Below are 10,692 nucleotides of genomic sequence, written 5' to 3' on the forward strand. Positions count from 1 at the left end.
GTCATACATCCATTCTTCTTTAAGACATACAAGATAAAATTGAAGATTTCATGCCTAATTTCATCATAAATCTTATATATGCTTTCTAGGAAGGTTATGTTATTTTGAAAAGTTACACCGCTCCTTATTTATTTTTAAAAATTCTGTGTTACTATCCAATCTGCTATCTTCAAATTCCATTATTCCTATTATTTCCTTCTCTATTAGATTACTCACCTTTGAAAAGCTCTAGTAATAGTTCTTTATGAGTAACTATATATAAGCATATAAATTCAGACTATCATCAATAAGTTTGATTCTAATTATTTATCTGAATTAATTTTAAAGCCCACATGTCCTCGAATATGCGTTGACAATTCCGAATAGTCTCTATATCATTGTGAATGATAATCATTATCAAAGACATTATCAATATAGATAATAAGTCTTAACATTAAAAAATAGATAAGGTGGTAAGTGGAATGACAGCAAAAAGAACCATTTCTTTTTGGAGTATTTTAGTTTCAATGTTCATTATGTTTGTACTCGTTGGATGTTCAGCTGAAGACGCTGGCTCAGAAGAGGATGCATCTTCTGACACAAAGACGACAGAGGAAGAAACAACAGCAGATGGTGGATCTGATGAAGAAACATCTGATAAATATCCAATTGTTATCGAACATGCTTTTGGTGAAACGGTTATTGAAGAAAAACCAGAACGGGTAGCAACAGTTCAGTGGAACAACCATGATATAGCGCTTGCACTTGGAGTTGTTCCGGTTGGTTTCTCCGCTGCGAACTACGGTGTCCAGGATGACAGCGGTATGCTTCCTTGGACGAAGGAAAAACTTGATGAGCTTGGTGCAGAAGATCCAAACATATTCCAGGATACCGACGGTCTTGATTTCGAGGCGGTAGCCGATTCCAACCCTGATGTCATTCTTGCCGCTTATTCCGGTATCAAGCAGGAAGATTACGATATACTTAGTGAAATTGCACCGGTGGTCGCTTACAACAATGGCCCATGGGTCACACCTTGGCGCGATCAGGTGATTATTAATGCCAAAGGGATGGGCATGGAAGAAGAAGGTAAACAACTAGTTGAAGAAACAGATCAGTTTATCGAAGAAACAGCTAGTAAATACCCTGAAATCCAAGGTAAAACCGTTGCTTTCGCCAGCATTTCGGCCGAAGACCTGTCTCAACTTTATATTTATACACCAGACGACCCCCGTGGTAAATTCCTTGAAGAGCTCGGCATGAAGTATCCGGAGAGTGTCTTGAACGAAATCAAAGAAGATTCCGGTTTTTCCATCACGGTCAGCGCTGAGAACGCTGACGTGCTAAACGGTGCAGATATTATTGTAAGCTACGGCGATGCAAGTTTATTAGAAACGGTCCAAGACGATCCGCTCTTGGGAGAAATACCAGCGGTCAAGAATGGTTCTGTTGTGTTTGTTGGAGACGCCACTCCACTTGCAGCATCATTGACTCCGAACCCTCTATCCATCCGCTACACCCTGGATGAATACTTAAAACTACTTGGAGAAGCGGCTGCTGTAGTGAATGAATAGTCTAGCGGATAAAAAACAATATGTAAGTCCACAAGTACCGAAGTATTTCACTTCGGTACTTGTGGTTGGTTTAGTGCTTCTTGGAATCAGTGTAATTGCTTCATTAGTTTTTGGTTCCCGACCAGTCAGCTTACAGGAATTCATGAATGGCTTGTTTAGTCCAGAGGCAGATTCTTACGGTGCAAGCGTTGTTGAGAAAAGGATTCCACGTACTATTTTCAGTATGATGTGCGGGGCGGCACTCGGGGTCTCTGGTTCGCTGATGCAGGCGGTCACACGCAACCCGATAGCAGACCCAAGCATCCTCGGTGTTAATATGGGAGCGGCTTTGTTTGTCGTCGCAGGAATCGCTTTTTTCAATATTAGTACATCAGGGCAGTACATTTGGTTCGCTTTATCTGGAGCGTTGCTCACTTCAATTCTCGTATTTGGCGTAGGCTCGATGGGGCGTGGTGGTGCAACCCCGCTTAAGCTTTTATTGGCAGGAGCTGCGACAAGCGCTGCCCTTTCCTCTCTAGTAATTGCCATCATGATTCCACGTTCCTACGTAATGGATCAGTTTCGGTTTTGGCAAGTGGGAAGTGTCGGCGTAGCCGACTGGGGATCGATCCAGACGTTTATCCCCTTTCTTGTCGTCGGATTCTTTATTGCAGTCGTTTCGGCTTCAGCACTGAATGCAATGGCGCTCGGAGATGAACTGGCAACAGGACTCGGTGTCAAAACAAGTACACTGCGTTTAATTGCAGCCATCGCTGCCGTTCTGTTATGCGGTGCGACTACAGCCCTTGTAGGTCCTATCGGCTTTGTGGGACTTCTAGCTACACACGTCATCCGCCTGGTTCTCGGTTCAAACCTGCGCTACCTTATTCCGATGTCTGCGCTAGCAGGAGCTGTCGTTCTAACGATTTCCGATGTGTTCGGTAGGCTTATCGGCCGTCCAGGAGAACTGGAAGTCGGGGTCGTCACAGCGTTCATCGGAGCACCAATTCTTATCATTCTAGCTATGAAAGCGAAAGTGCGTTCATTATGAAAACTCAAACTATTGATTATATTATAACTGGCAGACGTCAAAGAAAACGCAGATGGTTTACAATCACTGGGACCCTAGCCGCCCTAGCCTTCTTACTCATGTGGGCAATGCTGTTACTCGGCAATACCATTTATCCGGTTCAAGATGTCCTCCGTGTTCTTATGGGAGAACAGGTGAGTGGTGCTTCTTTTGCAGTCGGTACGCTTCGTCTTCCTAGAATGCTGGCTGGTGTACTTGCTGGATTCGCTTTCGGAATGGCGGGCAACACGTTCCAAACGATGCTTCGAAACCCTCTTGCCAATCCAAATGTCATCGGCATCACTTCCGGATCAAGCGCGGCCGCTGTTTTCTGCATTATTGTCCTTCAAGCTGACAATACCGTCGTATCAATTGCAGCCATGATTGGCGGGCTGGTCACAGTCCTATGTTTATACTTTTTCTCTCTTTCAAAAGGGAAATCGTTCTCGATTGGGCGTGTCATTCTAGTCGGTATCGGGATTCAAGCGATGCTGAATGCCACGGTTTCCTACCTTCTGCTGATTGGAGACGAACAAGACATTCCTGCAGCTCTCAGATGGCTCAGCGGAAGTCTGAACGGCATTCAAATGGATGAAATCACACCACTTTTAGTAATCGTGCTGATCTTCGCCCCCATTCTCATTGTCTTAGGAAAACAATTAAGTATTCTAGAGCTGGGAGAGCAGTCCGCTACGACCTTGGGCGTTCGGACGAATCAAGTGAGAGTAGCGCTGATCTTAAGTGCCGTCGGGATGATCGCTCTCTCTACCGCTACAACGGGTCCGATCGCTTTTGTCGCATTTTTATCCGGACCCATAGCAAAAAGATTAGTAGGGGCAGGAATGTCTAATGTGATTCCATCCGGTCTGGTAGGTATCAACTTGGTCCTTGCGTCAGATTTGATAGGCCAGTTCGCCTTCGACGTGCGATATCCGGTCGGCATCATCACCGGCATTATCGGTGCTCCTTACTTGATCTACTTGCTCATTCGAATGAACCGAAAAGGAGATTTGTAATGAAACCGACTCATCTTTTTCAAGCTGAGAATATCGTCGCTGGATATGATCAGAAAACGATTTTAAACAATATTAGTCTTGAAATACCCAGCAACAAAATCAGTGTTATTATAGGGGCCAACGCTTGCGGAAAATCGACCCTTCTCAAAACGATGGCGCGGCTTATTCAACCCTCCTCCGGGCAGGTCAAACTAGACGGAAAGGCGCTAAGCAGCATTCCTTCCAAGCAATTGGCCCGAATTCTTGGACTTCTTCCACAGTCCCCGATCGTTCCAGAAGGGATTACTGTCGCCGACTTAGTAGGGCGTGGTCGTTTCCCCCATCAATCCATGTTCAGCGGGTGGTCGAAGCAAGACTATGAAGCCGTAGCCGAAGCGATGGAGATTATGAATGTGACCGAAATTGCCAACAACCATATTGATGAGCTATCCGGCGGTCAAAGACAGCGCGTATGGATTGCGATGGCTCTAGCCCAGCAAACAGATATTCTGTTCTTGGATGAACCGACCACATTTTTGGATATCACCTACCAAGTTGAGATTCTCGACTTGCTTACTGATTTGAACGAGAAATACGGCACTACGATTGTAATGGTGCTGCACGATATCAACTTGTCAGCCCGTTATGCCGATCACATTTTTGCGCTTCGAAAAGGAGAACTCATTTCAGAAGGAGACCCCTCAGACGTAATCACTAGCGAACTGATCGAGAACATTTTTGGGCTACATTCTACTGTGATTGAAGACCCAGTATCAGGATCGCCTTCTGTTATTCCAATTGGTCGCCATCATGTGATTCAGCAAAACCCTGCCTTCAGATAAAAATACGCCTTCTAAGCCTAAACTAACCACTGAATAAAGGACACTCATAAAAAATGCTCTTATTCGAAGGTTTTTTGTTACATGAGCTCGAATATCTATTCTTAATCAAATTAACGAATACGAGCGAGGTATAAACATATCTAAGATTACTTTTACTTAATCACAGAGAAAGAAGAGCGCTAAAATCCAACCCAAACTGCAATCCTTATAAAAATGGCAGTATATTTTTGTATATAAAAGGACCTTCAATATTATCACCAATTTATAAGATGATGTATATTGAAGGTCCTTTATTGTTTGTGAAATCTTTTTAAAGTAAAGTCCCCCGTTTCTATAAGGTTCAACTTCGAGATATTTTTCATTTGTGTTGTTCAATACACGGGACAAGACATTATGCAGTTGCCCGAGAAAGTAAAGGAAAAACAGTATATTACACTGCCTTCCTTTTTTTAGTGTGTCTCTTTACTATTATCAAAAAGTTTGACCATCTCATAATAGCGGACACCACATATCCTTGATAGACCAACCACAATGAAACATCACTCAACGTTCCTGTTCCACCGATGATCAGTGCATGATTGCTGCTCATAGTTATCCTCCATGCAATAAGAATTCAGCAGAGTTGATTCAAACCAATCGGATATAGGTCGAAGAGCATCTACTTCTTTTGATGGAGGTTAATAGTCATTATAGATGTTGCTAAATATATTTGAATATTATGGATTGGATTTAGATTAGAATTATTGAACTAACGCCCCCTTTAGTTGAAGACTCAGTTTCGAGACTTTTGTTAGGTGGATGGGGGCTGCGGGGAATAGCTCGCTTTACCATAGAAGGTTCTCGAAACCACTTCCCGAATCATCAGCTATTCAGTTTGATGGAGTATCATTATAAACTCCGATGCAGAGACACTTGAACCCTGGAAAGTCTCGAAGCTGAGTCTTCAACAATCCTGCCATATACTTTAATAACCATTAATCACCATCAGTTTACCAGATGACGATGAAAAAGCCGTGCAGATGATATCTGCACGGCTTTATATCTTTTATTAACCGATGGAACCTTCCATTTCAAATTTGATTAACGGGGGTTTATAAATGGTTTTGAACATTAATAAATATGCTTATATAACAGCTCTTTAGATATAGGGTTAATAAATAAAAATAAACATTAACAATAGCAGTCGGCACAAAATCGGCACGTGCCGATTGCTGAGTTTCTTCTATATTAATTGTACTTTTGAAAACTTGTTAAATATATGTGGTGAAGTTGTTTGATTTACTTGTTGCTTGCGGAGGTTCTCAGTTTCAAAAGGATCCTCAGAGAGCAAAAGCGAAAGTCAGCAAACCGAACAAAACCAAGAAAGTAAAACGGCAACTCCAGAAAGTTCGTACAGTAGTGAAGAGGCAGGCATTCTAAAACAAAGAAAATGAATTTGTTGCCCTCTCTGACTGAACTGATGCAGAGTCACGGTAAATTAATGGCCTTAAGTTCTATGAACCAATAATCAACTACAACTAGATTTTCCTCTTTAAATATTAATTTATCAACTGCTTAACCTTTCCTCGTAATCTCTCATTATGAATGTATTTAATTTAACAATTCCTCCTTATTCAATCCTTACCGAATAACAATACCCTACTGCTCCAATAGTGCATAAAAATGTTATTGTATTTTTTGGATATATATGTAATATAAAATTTGTACCAAATAAATGGTTCAATTTTACAAAAATTAAGGAGAAGGAGTATTTTGAAAAAAAACATAAGTATCTTATCCCAGTAATAGCTGTTGTCCTAGCAACAGTAGTTCTTATTCTATATAACTACTATCAACAAATGAATGACTTAGAGAAACTTCAGTGGACAAACACGCAGATTTCAACATGGGGTCGAGATCTAATGGAGGGGGATGTTATTCAGAATAATCAAAACAAAATAAAAGTTGCTATATTAGATAGCGGTATAAACGATGAGCATCCAGATTTAGTTGGAAAAGTAAAAGGAAAATACAATGCTTTTAATGGAAGTGATCAGACCAAAGATGATCTAAACCATGGTACAGCCGTAGCAGGTATAATAACAGCTAATGACAATAACAATGGTGTAATTGGAGTAAACCAAAATATACAGTTATATGATGTGAAGATTTTAGGGAAAAACGGACATGGTAATTTAGAACACCTTTCAAAAGGTATACAATGGGCAATAAAACAAGAGGTTGACTTGATTAACTTAAGCTTCGGGTTTCAATCTGATAGTTCTGAACTAAAGCAGATTATTAATGAGGCTGTATCCTCAGGAATAATTGTTGTTGCTGCTGCGGGGAACACTTTTAATCTTGGAATGGATTACCCTGCACAATATAATAATGTGGTTTCAGTAAATGCAATAGATTCCAATAAGGATTTGATTAATGCAGCTGCCCTAGGAAAAACTGATTTTGTTGCTCCAGGAGAAGATATACTATCAACCGATTCAGCTGGAGGTTATTCTTTATTTTCTGGTACTTCTTTTGCATCAGCTTATATCACTGGAGGCTTGTCTTATTGGATGGGAGAATTCAAGGATTCGCCAGGATATGAACCAGGAGATTATAGAGGATTATTAAACTATGTTCAAAACAATGATGGATTAGTTACATTTAGCGATAGAAATAAACAACAGTATATTAAAATCAAATAACGAGGTGCCTGATGAATACAAAAAAGATATTTGCTTCTATAATAGTAATTTCCCTTATTATTCCATTGTTTACTAATTATGATCTTATTAGTGCTGAAGAAATACCTGAATATATTGATGATAAGACTATAGAAGGTGATCAGTAATTCTCTGACACTTTAGATAACGGTCTTGAAGTAAAAGTTAAAGAGGATACAACAGAAGAGGTTGTTCTTGAAACAGAACATGTTGCTGGAGAAATAGAAGTAGATGTTCACATAGAGATGGAGAAAGAAACAGAGGATATTAATGTTTCTGGGGAAGTAAAAGACGAAAATGGTGAAACGACTTACCAGAATTATGATGTAATTGTCCATGATGTTGAAGGTGAAAAATTTATTGCAACCTTCATTGATACAGAATCTGGAGACACAGTAGAAATTGATACAACTCAAATGACAGCTTCAGCACTCCCTATTATTATTGTCGCTGCTGTAGCTAGATATGGAATTAGTTATGCAATAAAAAAATATGGAAAAAAAGCTGCACAGAGTGCTATAAAGTCAAAAAGCTATGGCAAAGTTCTTACATCAGTTAGCAGATTAAACGCTAATAGCAGATCTCATATTCTTGCTAGTAAACATAATTGGAACAAGGTTACTGGAAACAATTGGAGCGATGTTTCAAAAGTAATGTCTCATGTAATGCGAAATGGTAAAGAGAGTGCATACAAAAAAGTACGAAAAAAGACTCTTAGTATGAGTGGTAAAACTGTAACAGTTACTTTTACAAGAAAGAATGGCAAAGTATATATAAGTAACGGATGGGTGAGCTAAAATGATTGATAACTTTCGAGATTTTATATTAGAAGGCAAATATTACGAAGCCAAACAATATGCAAAAAATTTATCTATAGACGAACTCGATGGAGAATTAACGGAAATAGCATTTAATCAACCAAGTATATCTATTTATACTTTTGTTATAAGTTTAATTGTAGAAGAAGAAAAGATAGAGTTACATGAAATTGCATTCGATATGCTTGTTAACCCCCTTTGCCACATAGAAGGCGCTTATCATTCTTCGTTATATCACGCAAGACGATGTATTGATTTAGCTGATCAAAGTATGATAGCAGAGTACCTCTCTCATTTACTGTTCTTGCACGATGTACCTGATAAGGTGGTGAGTAAAACTGAAGCAATAGCTACTGCAAATAAAATTTTAGAAATGGATCCCAATTCTGAAATTGCTAAAGAGTTTATAGAAAGACACTAACCTTAGAAACCCTCTTAAAGTATAGGATCTGTTTGATATTACTACAAAAAGGCACTTCCATTTTTAGGGAATGCCTTTTTTGTATTAGGCTTATAAAACTAAAGACCCGTTAGCGTAAGACTTGTATTCAAGATATTGAAGCGTATCTTTAACTAAAGTACGCCTTGAGACCAGAAGGATGAATGTATTCTATTTATATGCCTTTGCAAATGTCGATGGTGAAAAGGAAACTTTGTATTTACCTTCAAGTTCTTTCTGTACTTTTTCTGTTATTTTCAATCCCTCTTTATTGTGTTCTGCTTCAAGTTCTACACCATTAGGAACTATTTCATCTTTATCCCAATCAATCCATTCACCATACTTCCCAATCCATTTCATTAACTCCAACTTCAAATCGCGTTCAATTGGAATCTCTTCTATGTCAAGGTTGCAATTACAGTGATTACACCAAATAGGGTCTGCACCTACATCTCCCTCAACTTTTAATTCATTTGTTTTTTGTTGTTTACATTCACATCTCATATTGTTCCCCCCCTCCATTTATTAAAGTACACTGCTCTGTTAGTTAAAAGGACGATCGTCTATATTGAACAATCGCCCCCTTTTCATCAATACTCTAATTCGAGACGTTTTACTATTCAACCACTTCCATTTTCCAAGAGGTACATGAATATTATAGGTAGTATAAACACAGTTAGGTGAATAAATAAGCAAGGAATATTTATTAATTTATCTCTTCTACTTTGCGCCATATAAATTTCCCTCGCAGCTAGTATTATACCTGCCAATGAAAAAGTCGCTATAATTGGAACTAGAATTAGTGCAAGCCCCGTATTCCCCGCGGAAAAGAAAATCGCCACGGAAATACTAGCAATTAAGATTAAAGCAGTTAAAATTAATGAATACTTTGTTGGTTTTCTCAAAAATTCCCCTCCTTTATATGAATTAAAAAACAGGCTTCAACACCCTTTTGTATAAATTACGAACACTCATCTTTAAAGTTTCAAAAATTATCCATTTACACTTACTATCTCTAAAATGAGTCCTCAACTAACCTGCTCGTTTAGTAAAAAGGCGATTGCTCATATTGAACAATCGCCCCCGTTTCTATAACACTCGATTTCGAGGTATTCTCCGCGAATCAAGAACTAACACACCCGTTTATAACATCAGGCTTTGAAAAAGCGTAATGGTTATAAATAAAGTGGATAAAGAACCAGCAGACAGTAATGTTATCATTTTCCACCGGTTTATTTCTTTTGAAGGTTTTAAAGCCTCTTTAGACACCGTAACCCATATAGCCATAGATAATATTACTAAGATAAATAAAAATTCTTCAGACATATTTCATTCACACCTCAATTTTAGTTAAAAAGCTAAGTACGGCTATGCTATGTACTAAGAATGCTATTTAACAATCGCCCCAAATTGTTTAAGACTCGAAATCAAGATACTTTAAAGACGCTCTTAAACTAAGGCACTCGTTAATTGAATAAAGTCACTGAAACAACCAGAATACCCAAACAATCAGATACATTGGAACTGCAACAATTAACGTTCCTGCAAGAAAATAGCAAATCGACCTGATAATAAATTTTAAAACATCATATACTGCTCCTGCTAAGTCATCAACTAATCTCAACACTGAAAGCCCCTCCACAACATAACTTTGTAATTTATTTTTAACCTTATCTCCCTTTTAAAGTTAAGTATCCATTCAATAATTTCTACTCAAACTCTACTGTAGCTTCAGTGTAAAAGCGTTCACCCTTATTGAACAATAGCCCCAATTAGCGTAAGACTCGGTTTCGAGATACCTCTTACTTTTCTTTTACTTTAGCAGCCGTTAGTTAGATGTTCCTTATACACATGATTTATGTCCCAAAATTACCGTACAAAATCATTAAAATAATATACATCACTATGCACACAAAAAACACCATAGCAATTGAAGAAATAATTAAAGCAATTTTTTTCAAAAAACCTTTCTCGCTTTTCAGTGCAGTAATGAAAGATCCCAGTAAAAGAGAACCTAATAATAAAAGTGACAAAGGTCCAAGTACCAGATTCAATAGCCATACGAGAACCAATAATACGACTATTGAAGCGACTATTAATAATAAAGAGACTAGAGCTAAATTTTTTTTAACAAAAACCACTCCTCGCATTCATTTATTATGAGGGTAAAAAAACATTCTATTTTTCTTGTTCTATTCTCTTCTTCCGTTAGCACAATAAACGATGTCCACTATCACCTACACCGTTTCTTATAACTCTACTACATATACGATAAATACCTGCAATAGTTTCAAA

Annotated in this window: 10 protein-coding genes and 1 pseudogene; 7 read left to right on the forward strand and 4 right to left on the reverse strand. The window is 38.5% G+C overall.

Translation table 11 applies throughout. The annotated features are described in order from the left end of the window. Positions 1–461 precede the first annotated feature (461 nt). From O2Q26_RS15190 to O2Q26_RS15205, 4 genes are read left to right on the forward strand one after another with little or no spacing between them, the layout of a single operon-like run. Complete coding sequence (locus O2Q26_RS15190) at positions 462–1,553, forward strand: iron-siderophore ABC transporter substrate-binding protein (protein ID WP_289216712.1); 1,092 nt, start codon at positions 462–464, stop codon at positions 1,551–1,553. Beyond that, the gene (locus tag O2Q26_RS15195) at positions 1,546–2,583 is read left to right on the forward strand and encodes a FecCD family ABC transporter permease (protein ID WP_289216713.1); all 1,038 of its coding nucleotides are present in this window, start codon (positions 1,546–1,548) and stop codon (positions 2,581–2,583) included. The genes O2Q26_RS15190 and O2Q26_RS15195 overlap by 8 nt, the downstream gene beginning before the upstream one ends. Then, positions 2,580–3,617, forward strand: coding sequence for a FecCD family ABC transporter permease (locus O2Q26_RS15200; RefSeq protein ID WP_289216714.1), 1,038 nt, complete (start codon positions 2,580–2,582; stop codon positions 3,615–3,617). The genes O2Q26_RS15195 and O2Q26_RS15200 overlap by 4 nt, the downstream gene beginning before the upstream one ends. Further along, the gene (locus O2Q26_RS15205; RefSeq protein ID WP_289216715.1) at positions 3,617–4,438 is read left to right on the forward strand and encodes an ABC transporter ATP-binding protein; all 822 of its coding nucleotides are present in this window, start codon (positions 3,617–3,619) and stop codon (positions 4,436–4,438) included. Before O2Q26_RS15200 ends, O2Q26_RS15205 begins: the two co-directional genes overlap by 1 nt. 430 nt (positions 4,439–4,868) lie before the next feature. On the opposite strand, the gene O2Q26_RS15210 is transcribed toward O2Q26_RS15205, so the two are convergent. After that, positions 4,869–5,027: a hypothetical protein gene (locus O2Q26_RS15210; RefSeq protein ID WP_289216716.1), complete on the reverse strand. Its 159-nt coding sequence runs from the start codon at positions 5,025–5,027 to the stop codon at positions 4,869–4,871. A 1,063-nt stretch (positions 5,028–6,090) separates the two neighbouring features. Between O2Q26_RS15210 and O2Q26_RS15215 the strand changes: the two genes are divergently transcribed. The 3 genes and pseudogenes from O2Q26_RS15215 to O2Q26_RS15225 all read left to right on the forward strand — a co-directional run bounded on the left by O2Q26_RS15215 (position 6,091) and on the right by O2Q26_RS15225 (position 8,379). Beyond that, positions 6,091–7,122 carry a S8 family serine peptidase gene (locus O2Q26_RS15215; protein ID WP_289216717.1) on the forward strand — a complete coding sequence of 344 codons (1,032 nt, stop codon included), beginning with the start codon at positions 6,091–6,093 and terminating at the stop codon, positions 7,120–7,122. An 11-nt stretch (positions 7,123–7,133) separates the two neighbouring features. Then, positions 7,134–7,937, forward strand: a pseudogene (locus O2Q26_RS15220) (SAR2788 family putative toxin). 1 nt (position 7,938) lies between these two features. Beyond that, on the forward strand, positions 7,939–8,379 hold the full coding sequence (locus O2Q26_RS15225; RefSeq protein WP_160912511.1) for a hypothetical protein: 441 nt from the start codon (positions 7,939–7,941) through the stop codon (positions 8,377–8,379). A gap of 189 nt (positions 8,380–8,568) precedes the next feature. On the opposite strand, the gene O2Q26_RS15230 is transcribed toward O2Q26_RS15225, so the two are convergent. From O2Q26_RS15230 to O2Q26_RS15240, 3 genes are all read right to left on the reverse strand, one after another. Next, a complete protein-coding gene (locus tag O2Q26_RS15230) occupies positions 8,569–8,901 on the reverse strand; it encodes an immunity protein CdiI family protein (protein ID WP_160912509.1) in 333 nt (110 codons plus the stop codon). A 116-nt stretch (positions 8,902–9,017) separates the two neighbouring features. Further along, positions 9,018–9,302, reverse strand: coding sequence for a hypothetical protein (locus O2Q26_RS15235; RefSeq protein WP_289216718.1), 285 nt, complete (start codon positions 9,300–9,302; stop codon positions 9,018–9,020). Positions 9,303–9,540: 238 nt separating this feature from the next. Continuing rightward, positions 9,541–9,723: a hypothetical protein gene (locus tag O2Q26_RS15240; RefSeq protein ID WP_289216719.1), complete on the reverse strand. Its 183-nt coding sequence runs from the start codon at positions 9,721–9,723 to the stop codon at positions 9,541–9,543. Positions 9,724–10,692: the final 969 nt, after the last annotated feature.

Source organism: Halobacillus campisalis (assembly GCF_030345335.1).
GTDB lineage: Bacteria > Bacillota > Bacilli > Bacillales > Halobacillaceae > Halobacillus_A > Halobacillus_A campisalis.